The organism is Vibrio pomeroyi (assembly GCF_024347595.1).
GTDB lineage: Bacteria > Pseudomonadota > Gammaproteobacteria > Enterobacterales > Vibrionaceae > Vibrio > Vibrio pomeroyi.
This window is the reverse complement of record NZ_AP025506.1, coordinates 2,660,774-2,677,246: the sequence shown is the minus strand read 5'-3', so window position 1 is coordinate 2,677,246 and position 16,473 is coordinate 2,660,774. Positions and strand designations below refer to the sequence as shown.

Below are 16,473 nucleotides of genomic sequence, written 5' to 3'. Positions count from 1 at the left end.
CAGAACGAACTAAAGGACTCTTCGGAGTCCTTTTTGATTTTATATTTCAGAGATTTAAGAAGGTGGTCTTGTGCTAACAGATAGAGCTGCACAGATGGTGATATTCCATGCATTAATTAAGCATGATGGCTTTACCAGTGCTGCGAAAAGCTTGAACGTTTCGGTGTCTCATATCAGTAAACAAGTTGCTTTGCTTGAAGACTCCATTGGCATCAAGCTGGTACAACGAACCACACGTAGTCTAACGCTGACCGAAGCTGGGGAAGTGTTCTATCAGCACTGTGAGCAACTGTTTAACACGGTAAAAGCGGCTCAAATGGATATGGATAGCCAGCGTGATGACATTTCTGGAATATTGCGTGTTGGGTTGTCACAGTCATTTGGTACTTTGCACATCATTCCTGCGATTGATCAGCTCAGACAGCTTTATCCTCAGTTGAGAATCGAGGTCCACTTGTTTGACTACAAGGTGGATATGATTGAAGAGCGATTGGATCTCTGGATCACCAATAACGAAGACCTGCCTGAAGGGTACATTGCGCAGCGATTAGCTGACAGTCAGTTTGTGGTTGCAGCATCGCCGGATTATCTGATTAAAGCAGGGACGCCACATGTACCTTCTGACCTGATTGACCATAACTGTCTTATCTATCGTAGCCGAGAGCGAGATTACACCTCGTGGGCGTTTGATAATGGCCAAGAGAATCTTAGCGTTAAAGTAGCGGGCGATTACTCGGTGGACTTAGCAGAGGCAGTACGCGATGCAGCGGTATCAGGGTGGGGAGTGGCTTACTTAGCAACTTACCTAGTTAAGGAAGAGTTTAGAACGGGCAAATTAATTCAAGTTTTGCCTGAATGGCGCGCTAGCCAATTAATGCCATTTTATGCCGTGTATCCGAGTCGAAAGAACATGCCGAAGAAGCTTTCTGCGGTGATTGAGTTCATCAAAGATCATATCGGATCGCCGACGTACTGGGATGAAAACCTGAAAACTTGCGTTGAACTGCATCGCTAACTGTTTCCAAATCTATAAATATAATTTCCATATGGAAAAAGTATGGTTTTTAATCAAACTTAATTATTAAAATTCAATAACTTAATTTATATCATCACTCAAAGGTGATTACCCCAACATCACGTTAACAACCACCACTTGCCGCAAACGATTTCCTCTATAGAATGCGTCGCCTTTCCTATCTACAACTTTTAGGTTGACGCACATGGCTTCGCTACTTGGAATTATCACTATTTTAGTTGCCGCTTGGTTACTATCTACGGACAGAAAAAATATTCCACTAAGAACAGTCTCTTTGGCTTTCTTATTACAAATCTCATTCGCGCTGTTGGTTCTGTATGTACCAATGGGTAAAGAAGCGTTGAATGCAGCCACAGGTGCGGTATCTAGCTTGATCAACTACGGTCAAGAGGGGATTAACTTCCTATTTGGTGGCCTTACGAATAACGGTTTCGTTTTCGCGATTAACGTTCTAGGCATCATTATCTTTTTCTCTGCACTGATCTCGGGTTTGTACCACATCGGCTTTATGCCAAAGGTGATCAACCTTATCGGTGGCGCGCTGCAGAAGTTCTTGGGCACAGGTCGTGCCGAGTCACTGTCTGCGACAGCAAATATCTTCGTTGGCATGATTGAAGCGCCATTGGTGGTTAAGCCTTACTTGAAGCACATGACAGACTCACAACTGTTTGCTGTGATGGTGTGTGGTTTGGCTTCTGTCGCTGGTGGTACGCTAGTGGGTTATGCATCGCTTGGTGTTGACCTAAATTATCTGATCGCTGCGGCATTCATGTCTGCACCTGCGGGTCTATTGATGGCTAAGATCTTAGTGCCAGGTAGCGCTGATGACGCTCAAGAAAATATTGAGTCTGATGTTGAAATTCCACGAGCAACAAACGTAGTTGAGGCAATGGCAGATGGGGCTATGTCTGGACTTCGTATTGCCGTTGCGGTGGGTGCGACACTTCTAGCCTTTATCAGTGTGATTGCAATGCTGAATGGCTTATTAGGTATTGTTGGCGGTTGGTTTGGCGTAAACCTAAGCTTTGAACTGATCCTAGGTTATGTGTTCGCACCCGTTGCATGGCTGATCGGTGTGCCATGGTCTGAGGCTGTGGTTGCAGGTTCACTGATCGGTAACAAGATTGTCGTGAACGAGTTCGTGGCCTTCATCCAGCTAATGGATGCTAAAGAAGCGCTAAGTGAACACTCACAAGCGATCGTGACTTTCGCTCTATGTGGTTTTGCTAACATCTCAACAATGGCGATTCTAATTGGTGGCTTGGGCAGCTTGGTACCAGAGCGTCGCTCTTTCATCTCACAATACGGCTTTAAAGCAATTTGTGCAGGTGTGTTTGCCAACCTAATGAGTGCAGCGATTGCTGGTGTGGTGCTGTCTCTGTAGCTAGATGATAAGTACCGAGTGGATGAGTCAGTCACTTTATTTCCCCGATAGTAAAGTGACTGATTAATCACAATAATATTCGGTTAGCACGAAAAAGAGAGCCTATAGTTTAATGACGTAGGCTTTCTTGTTTCAGCAAATAGGTTTGTGTCACAGGGTGTGGTACAAATTTTTAGGGGCACAAATGGATTTGTCGATTACTTCTTCTTTGGCGTTAATTGGACTCTTGTCTTTAGCTTGTCAGCTGCTCGGCTGGCGTTTGCGTCTTCCCGCGATTCTCCCTCTTCTCATTGTTGGCCTGCTGTTAGGTCCCGGTTTAAATGTCCTTAATCCCGATGTTATTTTCGGTGATGTTCTATTCCCGCTGATTTCATTAGGTGTCGCCATCATTCTGTTTGAAGGCGCATTGACTCTGAACTTTAAGGAAATTAGAGGCCACGGTCGAATGGTGACTCACCTCGTGAGTTTCGGCATGTTGATTACATGGGTGTGCATTGTTGTTGGTGCTTACTACTTTGTTAACTTCAGTTGGCCACTAGCGGCACTATTCGGTGCCTTGGTGGTGGTGACAGGGCCGACGGTGATTGTCCCTATGCTTCGCAGTATTCAGCCTAAATCTTCTCTGGGCAGTATCTTGCGATGGGAGGGGATAGTGATTGATCCCATTGGCGCTCTGTTTGCTGTTCTGGTTTATGAATACATAGTCTCTTCTGCCGACCCGACAGGGCATGTACTTTCAGCTCTGGGGCTAACCTTAGCCATTGGTTTAGGCTTAGGGATCATCGGTGGCCATTTGATTGCCAAGATGCTGCAAGGGCACTGGGTGCCTCACTATTTACGTAATGTGGCGGTGCTGACGCTAATGTTGGCGGCGTTCTCTTTTTCTAATGACTTGAGTGAAGAGTCGGGCTTACTAACCGTGACCATCATGGGGATCTGGCTTGCCAATGTGAAGGGCTTGGATATCGAAGACATCATCGAATTCAAAGAAACCCTGACCGTGTTACTCATTTCTGCGTTGTTTATTCTGTTAGCCAGTCGACTCGACTCGGGGACCTTCCTCTCGATAGGTTGGGGCGGTATAGGGTTGTTAGCGGTGGTTATGCTGGTGGCTCGCCCGTTAAGCGTGTGGATCAGCGGGATCGGTACGGATCTTACTTCGGCGGATAAATGGTTTTTGAGTTGGATGGCACCTCGCGGGATCGTTGCGGCCGCGGTTTCTTCTCTGTTTGCTATCAAACTGCAAGAGAAGCAATTGATTGAGGGTGCAGATCTGCTCGTGCCTATGGTGTTCTTAGTCATTATTGGTACGGTTGTGATTCAGAGCTTAACCGCGAGCTGGTGGGCGAGAAGACTTGGTGTGACTCAAGAGAAAGCACAAGGGGTTATCTTCTTTGGCGCCACTCACTTTGCAAGACAATTTGCCAAGGTGCTAGCCACACACAACATCAACAGTGTGCTTGCCGATACTAACTGGGAGAGTATTCGTTTGGCGAGGATGGATAATTTGAATGTCTACTTTGGTAACCCCGCTTCAAGTCACGCGGAAAACAATTTGGAACTCGATGGGATAGGGCGTGCGATGATCGTCTCGCCTTATCGTCAAACCAACCCGTTAGTCAGCATGCATTACCAAGACGAGTTTGGTGCCAATAAGGTGTTTGAGCTTGAATCGTCAGAGACTAAGCATGAAAGACATCAAGTGAGCCGTGATGGCAATCGAAGTCTGTTCTGGGAAGGAATTACCTATTCCAAGCTCAACTCGTTAATGGCACAAGGCAGTCAAATTAAGAGCACAGGTTTAACCGAGGCATTTGACCTTAATGAGTTTAATACTCTGTACCCGAAAGCGATTCTACTAGGTGTGATTACTAACGGTGACTTTCGCTTAATTACACAAGGTTCTGAGCTGGAAAAACTGATATCAACGGAATGCGAGATCATCAGTTTGTTGCCGCCGTCAGATCCGGCAGAAAAAGCTGAGACTCCAGATAAATAGCGATTAGTTTTGTATCTAAAACGAATCGCTTGATATCAAAAAAGCCGCAACGTTCTTCACGTTGCGGCTTTCTAAGTCTATTTATACTGTCGTCTGCAGATTTGTCGTTCGCAGATTACTTTGAGTGAAACTGCTCACAAGCGATCATCGTGTTTTCGATTAGGCTCGCCACTGTCATTGGGCCAACACCACCTGGTACTGGCGTGATGAAGCTTGCGCTCTCTTTCGCTACGTCGTATTCAACGTCACCCACTAGCTTGCCAGATTCTAAACGGTTGATACCAACATCGACCACAACGGCACCTTTCTTAATCCAAGCACCCGGAATGAAGTTAGGCTTACCAACGGCAACCACAACAACGTCTGCTTGACGTACGTGGCCTTCAAGGTCTTTGGTGAAACGGTGACATGTCGTCGTTGTACAACCCGCTAGAAGTAGTTCTAGGGTCATTGGACGACCTACGATGTTTGAAGCGCCAACAACAACCGCGTGCTTGCCACGTAAATCGATGTTGTAACGGTCAAGCAGTGTGATGATACCTTTTGGCGTGCAAGAGCGAAGCTTAGGCATACGCTGAGCCAAACGGCCAACATTGTATGGGTGGAAGCCATCAACGTCTTTTTCTGGTGTGATGCGCTCAAGAACGTGAGTGCTATCAATGCCAGCAGGTAGAGGTAGTTGAACCAGAATACCGTCGATCTCTGGGTCTTGGTTCAGTTGGTCTACTAATGTTAACAGTTCATCTTCTGTCGCAGTGGCTGGCAAATCGTAAGATTTAGATACGAAGCCAACTTCTTCACATGCTTTACGCTTACTTCCAACGTAAACCTGAGAAGCAGGGTCTTCACCCACTAAAACAACCGCTAGGCCCGGAGCGCGTAATCCAGCTTCAGTACGAGCTTTTACACGTGCAGCAACTTCAGAGCGAACCGTTTGAGAAATTAGCTTTCCATCAATATTTTGAGCAGTCATGAATTTCCTTAGTATTGATATTCAAGTTAGTGGCTGATGTTTTTGGCGCATTATTCCAGAAAATCTTTTTGATTACCATCAAGCAAACGTTTGCTTTGGTCTATTTTCCAACACTTATATGTTTGTTGCCCTTTTTTTACTCACTTAGATCAGAATGTTACATAAAGCCGTTGCTTTACTGATTCGAATTCGTATAATTCGTTCCTGTAGCGCGCCCTTAGCTCAGCTGGATAGAGCACGTCCCTTCTAAGGATGTGGTCGAAGGTTCGAATCCTTCAGGGCGTGCCATTATTTAAAGAAACCCGATAACTCTCAGAGTTGTCGGGTTTTTTGCGTTTCAGGGCGACTTAAACTTCTTTCTACTTGTTCTTCTACGTACTTGTCGACTTCTGCTAAACCACCACGATCTCCGGAATATATCGAAGTCCCAGCATCGTACATCCATCCTCGAAGTAACTATCTGTCACAACGTTGAAACCGAATTTACCATAGTAGTCTTTAAGGTGTGCTTGTGCCGAAATAAAAATAGAGCAGTCAGGATAAATCTTGCGAGTCGCATCGAAGCTTACTTGCATAAGTTGGTTACCAACCTGTTTACCACGATACTCTTTTGCCACGATTACTCGGCCGATACACACATCGTCAGCATCTGAATCGAGTAGAGGAAGAACATCCACTGGGTATCCAAGCTTTTGAGCCATAATACGGCTGTAAGCGACCAGACGTTCGTTCTCATAACCCATGACGTGATAAGTCTCGGGATGGTTATCTTTGCCATCCAAATCACTGTAGGGTGTGTTCATATCCACGATAAAAATATCGACTCTTTGTTGCAAGAAATCATAGAGCTCTTGAACAGACAGATCCGCAAACTTTTTAACTCTCCACTCAATCATTATTCTTCTCCTTATTATTGTGGGCTACAACATAGAGAGTATTTAAAGCGAGTTCATTAACCTTTGTTAATTGGTCAATGTTACTGGTGAAAACGCCCACTTTAAAGCGACGCTCGTTTCCACTCGTTATTCATTTCGTTCGACCTATGTAATAGAAAGTTAAAATTGTTCCTTTTTTGGGGTTTACATCATTTGGTAATAAAGCCACTATGAATTCACGAAGAATAGACAAGTAAAGCTGTTCACCAGTGGGTTTAGGAATCAAACCTTCTGCTCAATAGCTGATTTAGAGGAAGTAATGGCAGGAAACAGTATCGGACAACATTTCCGCGTGACCACGTTCGGAGAAAGTCACGGTATCGCACTAGGATGTATCGTAGATGGGTGCCCACCAGGATTAGAAATTACCGAAGCAGACCTTCAAAGAGATTTGGATCGTCGTCGCCCCGGTACTTCTCGCTATACAACGGCTCGCCGTGAAGCGGATGAAGTGAAAATCTTATCAGGTGTATTTGAAGGCCAAACTACGGGTACTTCTATTGGTCTATTGATTGAAAATACAGACCAACGCTCTAAAGACTATTCCGAAATTAAAGACAAGTTCCGCCCTGGCCACGCTGACTATACGTATCATCAAAAGTACGGTGTGCGTGATTACCGAGGTGGTGGTCGTTCTTCAGCTCGTGAAACGGCAATGCGTGTTGCAGCAGGTGCAATTGCGAAGAAATACCTAAAACAAGAATTTGGTGTTGAAATCCAAGCTTACCTTTCTCAAATGGGTGATATCTCAATTGATAAAGTGGATTGGAACGAGATTGAAAACAACGCTTTCTTCTGTCCTGATGCCGACAAAGTACCAGAATTTGATCAACTGATTCGTGACTTGCTAAAAGAAGGCAACTCGATCGGTGCGAAGATTCAAGTGGTTGCGACTAAAGTGCCAGTAGGCCTTGGTGAGCCAATCTTTGATCGTCTAGATGCTGACATCGCGCACGCTCTAATGAGCATTAACGCTGTGAAAGGTGTTGAGATTGGTGATGGCTTCGATGTTGTTAATCAACGCGGTAGTGAACACCGTGACCCATTAACTCCAGAAGGTTTCAGCAGCAATCATGCTGGTGGTATCTTAGGTGGTATCTCTACTGGTCAAGATATTGTGGCAAGCATTGCGCTTAAACCAACATCAAGCATCACTGTACCTGGTGACACAATCACTAAAGATGGTGAAGCAACGCAGCTAATCACGAAAGGTCGTCACGACCCATGTGTTGGTATCCGTGCGGTGCCTATTGCAGAAGCAATGCTGGCTATCGTGTTGCTTGACCATTTGTTACGTCATCGCGGTCAGAACTTTGGTGTGACAACTGAAACGCCACAAATCTAATTCTGCTTCTTTTTATTTAGAATAGAATTGAAACTGATTTGATAAAAACAAAAAGGGTTGCTTCGTAATGAAGCAACCCTTTTTCGCATTAGTAGGATTGTTCGTCCGGTTAGCGACTATCGTCATTAAAGACCGCTAGCAGCTCAAGGCTCTTAATCCATTAATGCACTGAGCTTTCAGGATCAAGCTGGAACGAAGGCAAGCGCCATTTGAATCTTACCGCCGCCATGCGCAGCAAGTAACCAACTACAAGCGTCACAATTGTCGCCGTTACGTCGTTGATACCAAGCTCAAGCAAAACGAGGTACAAACCTGAAGCGACAAGTGCGACAGACGCATATAGCTCTTCATGTAACACTAATGGTGTTTGACGACAGATAAGGTCGCGTAGCAAGCCACCAAAGACACCTGTCACCAATGCCGATACCATGCAAATCATCGGGTGCAGACCCATAGTCATCGCTACTTTGGTACCAATGATACTGAATACAATCAGGCCTATGGCATCTAAGCGAATAAATAAACCTTTTAGCTTGATAACCCATTTAGCCAGTCCGGTTGTAATAACACCTGCGATACAGGTGATGGCCAGATACTGCGGGTTTTCAACCCAACCTAAAGGGTAATGGCCAAGTAAGATATCTCGCACCGTACCGCCGCCAATTGCCGTTGCGCTCGCAACCAACATTACACCAAACCAATCCATTTTTTGTTTGCCAGCACTGAGAGCGCCGGTCATGGCTTCTGCCGTGATGCCAATGATATACAAAACACTTAGTAGCATTGCTGTAGCTCTATAATTTAGGTCTATAAATTTGAGTCTTATAGGCCTTAGGGATATAAAAATGAAGCGCGAGTGTAGTAGTAAAAATGCTTGTTGACGAATGAATATTTGTACCGTGAATGAGCGTTTCAGATTAGCTAAACTAATCATTCACCTTAAAGTGGTGTAATCTGGGAATGGCAATCGATTGTCACTGCAAAGTATAATGGCGAACCCGATATCATTACGCTTGATAGGGCTTTACCGAGCGCTTAAAAAAACGCAAAATGCCCCAGTTCTTTTTACTTAAATTTGATTTTATGACACACCAATATTCAGACATTATCGATATCTTCAATCAGACCTTTTTTGAAAGCTTTAATACCAAACTAGAGCTAGGGGCTGATGAGCCGATCTATTTGCCTGCTGATGACACTATCCCGCATCATCGAATTGTGTTCGCACGTGGCTTTTACGCCTCTGCACTCCATGAGATCGCACACTGGTGCGTTGCTGGCCCTGAGCGTCGTTTACTGGAAGATTTTGGCTATTGGTATGAACCTGATGGTCGAACGGAATCGGTTCAAGCTGAGTTTGAAAAAGTAGAAATTCGCCCACAAGCGTATGAATGGATCATTGCGATGAGCGCAGGCTTTCCTTTTAATGTCAGCTGTGACAATCTACACGGCGATTTTGAGCCAGATCGTTTGGCCTTTATGAATAAAGTACATAGCGAAGTTATGGGTATCTTTGAAGTGGGCTTTCCGCCTCGCGTAAAAATGCTCTCTGAAGCATTACGCAGCTTCTACGATGTAGAACCTTTATGTGCTAGCCAATTTATTGTGAAATAAGAGAATATTATGATTATCGAATTTGAAGAAAAACTACTTGAAGTAATTGATGCTCGCATTGAAAACGCATCAGACGACGAACTGTTTGCTGGTGGTTACTTACGTGGTCATATTTCTCTGTCAGTGGCTTCGTGTGAAGAAGAAGGCATTGAAGACGTAGCAGAAGTTAAAGCACGCATCGAAAAGAGCCTAGATGACGCTCGCTCTGAACTAACGCCTGCAGACCGTACCATCGTTAATGACCTTTGGGTTGAGCTACAAAACCAAGCTTAATCGCTGGTTATTTATCACTACCCGCTCAGTCCCTTCCTTTTCATTTTGCTGAGTCGTGAATAGTTTGAGACTCATTCGAAATTTTTGAATGAGTCCGTTCAATCCTTGTGATGGTTCCATTTTCTAACTACGTTATTCTAATCCCACTTAACGGAATTACAGAAAAGGTCACATCATGAAAGTTATCGCATTTGGCGCAAGCACAAGCTCTACCTCTATCAACAAAACTCTAGCAACTTACGCAGCTAACTTGATTGAAGGTGCTGAAGTTAAAGTTTTAAACATCAACGATTACAACGTTCCTATGTTCAGTGAAGACACTGAAAAAGAGATTGGCCAAGCGGAAGGTGCGCAAGCATTTTTGCGTGACCTAGCAGAAGCGGACGCGTTTGTTATCTCTTTCGCTGAACACAACGGCCACTACCCAGCCGCGTACAAAAACCTATTTGATTGGGCGACACGCATTGAGCGCTCAGTGTTTGGCGAGAAGCCAGCAGTTTACCTAGCGACTTCACCGGGCCCTGGTGGCGCACAAACGGTACTAGGCGCAGCAACAGGTTCAGCGCCATACTTTGGCGGTAACGTAAAAGCATCCCTTTCAGTACCAAGCTTCTACGATAACTTTGATTTTGAGTCTGGTTCTATCAGCAACGAAGAGATTGCTCAGCAGATCAAAGATGCGGTTGCTAAGCTGTAAACATCGTTCAATTTAGAACACCGGCTTAGAGCAACACGATCAACAAAAAGCCCGAGTGACATAACGTCACTCGGGCTTTTTAGCTTTTAGCTTCAAGTATTTCCAATATTCAGATGTTTTAGATGTTCAGAATAGTTGAACTAGAAACTACTGGTTTGCTTTAGAGTGCTTATCAGCAACCCAGCCAGCGGTTAATGCTTTACCTTTACGCAGCCTGCGCACCCACATTCTGCTTGGGTGAATGGCTTCAAGCACATCAACTGGCAAAGGAAGCGGATCGCCGCAGATTTGTGACGCTAACACTTCAGCTAACAGTGGAGCAGAGCTTAAACCGCGCGAACCCAGTCCGATAAAGCAGTACAGGTTAGAGAAGCTTGTGACTGTTTGAACATCATCAACCGAGTCACGCTTTGGGTTAAAGTTGTGCAGGTCTTGGTACTGATCTTTAATTGCTTCGAAATCACCAACATTTCCGACAAATGGCAAGTGATCACGGCTTACGCTGCGGATACCTTGGCGCGCTAGGTTACCACTGGTGTCGACATCTTTTGTCCATACTTGATCTGGTAGCGACCCGCGCAGGCGCTCGCCATTGTGTTGCTGAACCTCAATATCGAACTCTTGGTCAATATTGGTTTTGTCGTAGTTCGCACCAATGCAGTGGTGGCCGTTGTTTGGATTTTGCGGCGTTAGGTAACCATCAAAACACAACACAGTTTTTAACTTGGTTAAGTTTTCCGTGGTCGGAATATGGCTTACTTGGCCTTTAACCGGAGTTAGAGGTACAGGCTGAGTTTGCTCAAGCTGGGTGAACTTGTGGCCGTTCGCAACAACCACTTGGTCATGTTTAGTTTGAATTTCACCTTGTGGTGTCTCAATAGTGAGTTGCCATTGTTGTTCAACTTCGAGCCACTCAAGTTGAGTCACTTGATGTTGATAGTGAGCACTAACTTGGTTGGTCTCTTCTAACTTTTCGAACAAGCCTTGTGTCAGTTCTAGAGGGCTTAACCAACCACCTAGTGGGAAGTAAACACTCTCTTTATCAACAGGTAGGCCAACCTTTTCATTCGCTTGTTCTGGCGATAAACGCTGAATCAAATCTGTATGGAAATTGCCTTCCAACATACGATTGAGCTTTTTGGTTGAGCCTTCATCCCACATCAGAATATTTACGCCACACCAACTGTGGTCAAACTGAATAGATTGCGCCGCCTGATTGATGAACTGGCGAGCAAACAGTAAACCTGGGCCAAACACGCGAGAGACGTTCGATGTCGCTTCACTTAACAATGGGTAAATTGCACCTTGGTTGTTGCCTGAAGCATTGCCCGCTGCTTGTGGGTGCTCGCAATAAAGCGTGATGTCTTTACCGCGGCGGCTCAGCGTTTTAGCGAGTGCTGCACTAGCAACACCACCACCAATGATCGCGATATCTTGCGAGTCACTGTGTTCTGATAGGCCATACCAAGGTTTGATGTTGGTGTGAGCATGCTTTTCGCCCAGTCGGCCTGCGATCATTTCGCGTTTAGTGCCAAAGCCTTTAACCTTCTTCATTTCAAAGCCAGCTTCAATCAAACCACGACGAACAAAACCAGCGGCGGTGAAGGTCGCACAGCTACAATCTTGTTTAGCCAGTTTGGCCATGCCGTTAAACAGGTTTTGATTCCACATCTCTGGGTTTTTACTTGGAGCAAAGCCATCTAGGAACCAAGCATCCACTAAGCCGTGTTTTGGTGTAGGGACGTTAGGCATACAATCTTTGATATCACCAAACCATAAATCAAGCGTGATAGCGCCATCACCCAGCACAATGCGGTGACATTCCGGCAGTGCGATAGGGTAGTGTTCTTGGAGTTGCGTCGCATACTCGGCTAATTCTGGCCACGATTGGTGTGCTTTGATGAGATCCTCTTTATTTAGAGGATATTTTTCAAAACTGATGAAATGTAACTCTTTGGTAATAGCTTGAGGGTTATCTTTAAGGAAAGTATCGAACCATTGCCAAACAGCAAGAAAGTTAAGGCCAGTGCCAAAGCCGGTTTCTGCAATGACAAAACGACGTTGTTGATGTTCAACCCAACGCTCTGGAAGGTGGTTTTGCTTTAAAAAGACGTAGCGAGTTTCTTCCAAACCGTTAACATTGGAGAAGTAAACGTCGTCAAATTGGTCTGAAACTGGCGTGCCAGACTCATTCCATTCCAGTTCTGCATTAGTAATTGAAGTCATAAAATCTATCATTTTGTGATTTGAAGCGATATGTTGGTAGGGATTGTACGAATTTCTAGGAAAGCTGACCACTTTTGTTAGGCTTCTTAGTTATCATCTAGCTGAATTTAGAATTATAGGAATGTCACATGAAACGAGTCGTAATCACCGGTATGGGTATTGTTTCAAGTATCGGTAACAACGTCGAAGAAGTTTTAGCATCACTGAAAGAGGGTAAATCTGGTATTACCGCTTCAGAGCAGTTCAAGGAAAATGGCTTGCGCTCTCAAGTTTGGGGTAACCTAAAAATGAACCCAGCTGACCATATCGATCGCAAAAAAATGCGCTTTATGGGTGATGCGGCGGCATTCGCATATCTTTCAATGGAGCAAGCAATTGCTGACTCTGGTTTAACAGAAGATCAAGTATCTAATGACCGCACGGGTATCGTTGCGGGTTCAGGTGGTGCTTCTTCACTTAACCAAGTAAACGCAGTAGACATCATCCGTGAGAAAGGCGTTAAGCGTGTTGGTCCATACATGGTTCCACGTACAATGGCTTCAACGGTTTCTGCTTGTCTAGCAACTCCTTTCAAAATCCGTGGTGTGAACTACTCTATGAGTTCTGCATGTGCAACATCTGCACACTGTATTGGTCACGCAATGGAGCTTATCCAACTTGGTAAGCAAGACGTAGTATTCGCTGGTGGCGGTGAAGAACTAGATTGGTCTCTGACTATGATGTTCGACGCAATGGGCGCACTTTCTACTAAGTACAACGACACTCCTGAGCTGGCTTCTCGTACTTACGATGCAGACCGTGACGGTTTCGTTATCTCTGGTGGCGGCGGCATGCTAGTAATCGAAGAGCTTGAGCACGCAGTTGCTCGTGGCGCGAAAATCTACGGTGAGATCGTAGGTTACGGCGCAACTTCAGATGGCTACGACATGGTTGCTCCTTCTGGTGAAGGCGCGGTTCGTTGTATGAAGATGGCTATGCAAAACGTTGATGGCGTTGACTACGTGAACACTCACGGTACTTCAACTCCAGTTGGTGACGTTAAAGAGCTAGGTGCTATCCAAGAAGTATTTGGTGGCAACAGCCCTGCAATTTCTGCAACGAAAGCGATGACTGGTCATGCTCTAGGTGCTGCTGGTGTACATGAAGCGATTTACTCAACGCTAATGCTAGACAACGGCTTTATCGCTCCAAGCATTAACGTTTCTAACCTAGACGAAGCAGCTGCTGGCCTAGACATCGTAACTGAAGCTCGCGAGCAAGAGCTAACTACGGTTATGTCTAACAGCTTTGGTTTCGGCGGTACAAACGCAACGCTAGTAATCAAAAAGTACCAAGCTTAATTTAGGCTTGAGTCAGATATACAAAGGTTAATCGTTAACGGGTTACGCGAGTGTCGATTCAACACGCACAGGTAACTCGTTAACTATGAACCACAGAACAAAGCTTTTTAAACATGGATTTTAAATCTAGGTTTAAAAGTTGAAAGGTTTCCAGAGCTTGATCAGTAGTGACTTAGTTAATACTGGTTGAACAGACGCAAGACTCTGTCTCCTGGAGAGCGAGATAGGATCCTTTTGTTCTGGATGTTTGCCCGATTGTTTATTCAATCGGGCATTTTTCGTTTTAAGCTTTTGGCTTTTGATTTCTGGGTAAAGACGCTTATCTCTGCTGTTTGTGCAGACTCAGCGATTCAGTCCTTTATTCATAATGTATTCCATTTGCTACTCGACACCGTGTGTGGAATTTTGCACAATCATTTCAATTCACATTTAGGTCGATAGACCCCAACAAAAGTACTCGCCAAATGAAAATCTTAATCGACGAAAATATGCCTTATGCTGAAGCGCTTTTTAGCCAGCTAGGGGAAGTGACAATGAAGTCTGGTCGCACACTCACAGCTGACGACCTAGTTGACGTAGACGCATTAATGATTCGCTCAGTCACCAAGGTGAACGAGTCGTTGATCAGCAAAGCCAATAAACTAAAGTTTGTTGGTACTGCAACGGCTGGTATGGATCACGTCGACCAAGAGTTGATGAAAGAGCGTGGCATTTTCTTTACCGCGGCACCAGGCTGTAACAAGGTGGGTGTGGCTGAGTATGCGTTCAGTTCAATGATGGTACTTGCGCAGCAACAAGGCTTCTCAGTGTTTGACAAAACGGTCGGCATTATCGGTTGTGGTCAAGTGGGCAGCTACTTAGCGAAATGCCTAGAAGGTATTGGTATTAAAGTTCTGCTTAACGATCCTCTCAAGCAACAAGAGGGTGACACTCGTGAGTTTACTAAACTAGAGACATTGCTTGAGCAATCAGACGTTATCACGCTGCATACGCCAATTACTAAAACCGGTGAGTTCCCAACGCATCACTTGATCAATGAACAAGTGCTCAACAACTTCCGCTCTGACCAAATCCTGATTAATGCGGCTCGTGGTCCTGTGGTGGATAACCAAGCGCTAAAAGCTCGTTTGCAAAAAGCGGATGGTTTTACTGCGGTTCTGGATGTGTTTGAGTTTGAACCTGAAGTCGACATGGAATTACTTCCACTGCTTGCTTTCGCAACACCTCACGTAGCGGGCTACGGTTTAGAGGGCAAAGCGCGCGGTACGACGATGATCTTCAACAGCTACTGTGAGTTCTTGGGTACTGAACAACGTGCTTATGCAAGCGATCTTCTGCCGACGGCACCTGTGCCTCAAATGAAATTAGATAGAGCTTGGGACGAAGCAACACTGCACAATTTGACTCAGTTGATCTATGATGTGCGCAAAGACGACGCCTTATTCCGTCGCAATATCTCTACGCCGGGTTCTTTTGACAAGATGCGTAAAGAATATTGGGACCGCAGAGAGTACAGTGCTGTCGAGTTAACGGGCGACGAATCTTGTAATTTGACGCCGTTATCTAAACTCGGTTTTATGGTAAAGCCAACTTTATAAAAGAGAGAAACAATGAGCCAAGAATTTAATATTGCTATTTTAGGTGCGACTGGTGCGGTTGGTGAAACCATTCTTGAAGTACTTAAAGAGCGTAAATTCCCTGTCGGTGAACTGCACTTACTAGCAAGTGAACGTAGTGAAGGCAAAACTTCCCGTTTTAACGGCAAAACAATACAAGTACAAAACGTAGAAGACTTCGATTGGTCTCAAGTACATATTGCGTTTTTCTCTGCAGGTAGCGAACTTTCAGAGCGTTGGGCTCCAATCGCTGCGGATGAAGGTGTGGTTGTTATCGATAACACATCACGCTTCCGCTACGAATACGATGTTCCTCTGGTTGTGCCAGAAGTGAACCCTGAAGCGATTGCTGAGTTCCGTAACCGCAACATCATTGCGAACCCTAACTGTTCTACTATCCAAATGGTTGTAGCACTAAAACCAATTCACGATGAAGTAGGTCTTGAGCGTATTAACGTTTCAACTTACCAATCTGTGTCTGGTGCAGGTAAGCCGGGTATCGATGAGCTCGCAGGTCAAACTGCTAAGCTTCTTAACGGCATGCCAGCTGAAAATTCAGCGTTCTCACAGCAGATCGCGTTCAACTGTATTCCTCAAATCGATGAGTTTACTGAGAACGGCTACACGCGTGAAGAGATGAAGATGGTTTGGGAAACTCAAAAAATCTTTGCTGACTCTTCAATCACAGTGAACCCGACGTGTGTTCGCGTACCTGTATTCTACGGTCACGCTGAATCTCTACACATTGAAACTCGCGCACCAATCGGTGCAGAGCAAGTGGTTCAGCTTCTTGAGAACACAGAAGGCGTTGAAGTTTTCCAAGCTCTAGACTTCCCAACTCAGGTTCGTGATGCTGGTGGTAAAGACCACGTAATGGTTGGTCGTATTCGTAACGACATCAGCCATCATAGCGGCGTGAACATGTGGGTGGTTGCTGATAACGTTCGTAAAGGCGCAGCTACAAACGCAGTACAAATCGCTGAAGTTCTGATTCGCGATTACTTCTAAGTTTTACTGCTTTGATAAACAAGCCTC

The 16,473-nt window shown here is 45.1% G+C and carries 14 protein-coding genes, 1 tRNA gene and 1 pseudogene; 11 read left to right on the top strand and 5 right to left on the bottom strand.

The window, feature by feature from the left end:
* The first annotated feature begins 94 nt into the window (after positions 1-94).
* The 3 genes from OCV12_RS11620 to OCV12_RS11610 all read left to right on the top strand — a co-directional run bounded on the left by OCV12_RS11620 (position 95) and on the right by OCV12_RS11610 (position 4,419).
* Positions 95-1,015 carry a LysR family transcriptional regulator gene (locus tag OCV12_RS11620; protein WP_261885956.1) on the top strand — a complete coding sequence of 307 codons (921 nt, stop codon included), beginning with the start codon at positions 95-97 and terminating at the stop codon, positions 1,013-1,015.
* Between the two features lie 205 nt (positions 1,016-1,220).
* Positions 1,221-2,420, top strand: coding sequence for a NupC/NupG family nucleoside CNT transporter (locus tag OCV12_RS11615; protein WP_017070302.1), 1,200 nt, complete (start codon positions 1,221-1,223; stop codon positions 2,418-2,420).
* Between the two features lie 184 nt (positions 2,421-2,604).
* Complete coding sequence (locus tag OCV12_RS11610) at positions 2,605-4,419, top strand: cation:proton antiporter (protein ID WP_261884712.1); 1,815 nt, start codon at positions 2,605-2,607, stop codon at positions 4,417-4,419.
* 115 nt (positions 4,420-4,534) lie between these two features.
* Here the strand turns inward: OCV12_RS11610 and folD are convergent, their stop codons facing one another.
* A complete protein-coding gene (folD, locus tag OCV12_RS11605) occupies positions 4,535-5,392 on the bottom strand; it encodes a bifunctional methylenetetrahydrofolate dehydrogenase/methenyltetrahydrofolate cyclohydrolase FolD (RefSeq protein WP_017629535.1) in 858 nt (285 codons plus the stop codon).
* A 211-nt stretch (positions 5,393-5,603) separates the two neighbouring features.
* On the opposite strand from folD, the gene OCV12_RS11600 reads away from it, so the two are divergent.
* A tRNA-Arg gene (locus tag OCV12_RS11600) sits at positions 5,604-5,680 on the top strand.
* Positions 5,681-5,784: 104 nt separating this feature from the next.
* Here OCV12_RS11600 and OCV12_RS11595 read toward each other — a convergent pair.
* Positions 5,785-6,288 carry a GNAT family N-acetyltransferase gene (locus tag OCV12_RS11595; protein ID WP_261884711.1) on the bottom strand — a complete coding sequence of 168 codons (504 nt, stop codon included), beginning with the start codon at positions 6,286-6,288 and terminating at the stop codon, positions 5,785-5,787.
* Between the two features lie 298 nt (positions 6,289-6,586).
* Between OCV12_RS11595 and aroC the strand changes: the two genes are divergently transcribed.
* The gene (aroC, locus tag OCV12_RS11590; RefSeq protein WP_017062360.1) at positions 6,587-7,672 is read left to right on the top strand and encodes a chorismate synthase; all 1,086 of its coding nucleotides are present in this window, start codon (positions 6,587-6,589) and stop codon (positions 7,670-7,672) included.
* 160 nt (positions 7,673-7,832) lie between these two features.
* Here aroC and OCV12_RS11585 read toward each other — a convergent pair whose 3' ends face one another.
* On the bottom strand, positions 7,833-8,456 hold the full coding sequence (locus OCV12_RS11585; protein ID WP_261884710.1) for a trimeric intracellular cation channel family protein: 624 nt from the start codon (positions 8,454-8,456) through the stop codon (positions 7,833-7,835).
* 299 nt (positions 8,457-8,755) lie between these two features.
* Between OCV12_RS11585 and OCV12_RS11580 the strand changes: the two genes are divergently transcribed.
* The 3 genes from OCV12_RS11580 to OCV12_RS11570 all read left to right on the top strand — a co-directional run bounded on the left by OCV12_RS11580 (position 8,756) and on the right by OCV12_RS11570 (position 10,256).
* Entirely contained in the window at positions 8,756-9,286 is a 531-nt protein-coding gene (locus OCV12_RS11580; protein ID WP_017063424.1) for an elongation factor P hydroxylase, read from the top strand.
* Between the two features lie 9 nt (positions 9,287-9,295).
* Positions 9,296-9,559, top strand: a complete 264-nt coding sequence (locus tag OCV12_RS11575) for a YfcL family protein (protein ID WP_017632537.1) — start codon at positions 9,296-9,298, stop codon at positions 9,557-9,559.
* A 175-nt stretch (positions 9,560-9,734) separates the two neighbouring features.
* Positions 9,735-10,256 (top strand): NADPH-dependent FMN reductase, encoded by a 522-nt coding sequence (locus OCV12_RS11570; RefSeq protein WP_055319703.1) that lies wholly within the window; start codon positions 9,735-9,737, stop codon positions 10,254-10,256.
* 147 nt (positions 10,257-10,403) lie between these two features.
* Here OCV12_RS11570 and mnmC read toward each other — a convergent pair whose 3' ends face one another.
* Positions 10,404-12,482: a bifunctional tRNA (5-methylaminomethyl-2-thiouridine)(34)-methyltransferase MnmD/FAD-dependent 5-carboxymethylaminomethyl-2-thiouridine(34) oxidoreductase MnmC gene (gene mnmC, locus OCV12_RS11565; protein ID WP_261884709.1), complete on the bottom strand. Its 2,079-nt coding sequence runs from the start codon at positions 12,480-12,482 to the stop codon at positions 10,404-10,406.
* A 128-nt stretch (positions 12,483-12,610) separates the two neighbouring features.
* On the opposite strand from mnmC, the gene fabB reads away from it, so the two are divergent.
* Positions 12,611-13,822 (top strand): beta-ketoacyl-ACP synthase I, encoded by a 1,212-nt coding sequence (gene fabB / locus OCV12_RS11560; RefSeq protein ID WP_048660829.1) that lies wholly within the window; start codon positions 12,611-12,613, stop codon positions 13,820-13,822.
* A 79-nt stretch (positions 13,823-13,901) separates the two neighbouring features.
* Here fabB and OCV12_RS24920 read toward each other — a convergent pair.
* A pseudogene (locus OCV12_RS24920) lies at positions 13,902-14,200 on the bottom strand (hypothetical protein).
* Between the two features lie 86 nt (positions 14,201-14,286).
* Between OCV12_RS24920 and OCV12_RS11555 the strand changes: the two are divergent.
* Complete coding sequence (locus OCV12_RS11555; RefSeq protein WP_261884708.1) at positions 14,287-15,420, top strand: 4-phosphoerythronate dehydrogenase; 1,134 nt, start codon at positions 14,287-14,289, stop codon at positions 15,418-15,420.
* 12 nt (positions 15,421-15,432) lie between these two features.
* Positions 15,433-16,446 carry an aspartate-semialdehyde dehydrogenase gene (locus OCV12_RS11550; protein WP_010436890.1) on the top strand — a complete coding sequence of 338 codons (1,014 nt, stop codon included), beginning with the start codon at positions 15,433-15,435 and terminating at the stop codon, positions 16,444-16,446.
* Positions 16,447-16,473: the final 27 nt, after the last annotated feature.

Excerpts from the sequence above, each read along its gene's own strand:
- OCV12_RS11550 (WP_010436890.1), top strand. The coding sequence starts at position 15,433 with ATGAGCCAAGAATTTAATATTGCTATTTTAGGTGCGACTGGTGCGGTT.
- OCV12_RS11595 (WP_261884711.1), bottom strand. The coding sequence starts at position 6,288 with ATGATTGAGTGGAGAGTTAAAAAGTTTGCGGATCTGTCTGTTCAAGAG.
- OCV12_RS11555 (WP_261884708.1), top strand. The coding sequence starts at position 14,287 with ATGAAAATCTTAATCGACGAAAATATGCCTTATGCTGAAGCGCTTTTT.
- mnmC (WP_261884709.1), bottom strand. The coding sequence starts at position 12,482 with ATGACTTCAATTACTAATGCAGAACTGGAATGGAATGAGTCTGGCACG.
- OCV12_RS11620 (WP_261885956.1), top strand. The coding sequence starts at position 95 with ATGGTGATATTCCATGCATTAATTAAGCATGATGGCTTTACCAGTGCT.
- OCV12_RS11610 (WP_261884712.1), top strand. The coding sequence starts at position 2,605 with ATGGATTTGTCGATTACTTCTTCTTTGGCGTTAATTGGACTCTTGTCT.
- OCV12_RS11570 (WP_055319703.1), top strand. The coding sequence starts at position 9,735 with ATGAAAGTTATCGCATTTGGCGCAAGCACAAGCTCTACCTCTATCAAC.
- OCV12_RS11585 (WP_261884710.1), bottom strand. The coding sequence starts at position 8,456 with ATGCTACTAAGTGTTTTGTATATCATTGGCATCACGGCAGAAGCCATG.
- fabB (WP_048660829.1), top strand. The coding sequence starts at position 12,611 with ATGAAACGAGTCGTAATCACCGGTATGGGTATTGTTTCAAGTATCGGT.
- folD (WP_017629535.1), bottom strand. The coding sequence starts at position 5,392 with ATGACTGCTCAAAATATTGATGGAAAGCTAATTTCTCAAACGGTTCGC.
- aroC (WP_017062360.1), top strand. The coding sequence starts at position 6,587 with ATGGCAGGAAACAGTATCGGACAACATTTCCGCGTGACCACGTTCGGA.
- OCV12_RS11615 (WP_017070302.1), top strand. The coding sequence starts at position 1,221 with ATGGCTTCGCTACTTGGAATTATCACTATTTTAGTTGCCGCTTGGTTA.
- OCV12_RS11575 (WP_017632537.1), top strand. The coding sequence starts at position 9,296 with ATGATTATCGAATTTGAAGAAAAACTACTTGAAGTAATTGATGCTCGC.
- OCV12_RS11580 (WP_017063424.1), top strand. The coding sequence starts at position 8,756 with ATGACACACCAATATTCAGACATTATCGATATCTTCAATCAGACCTTT.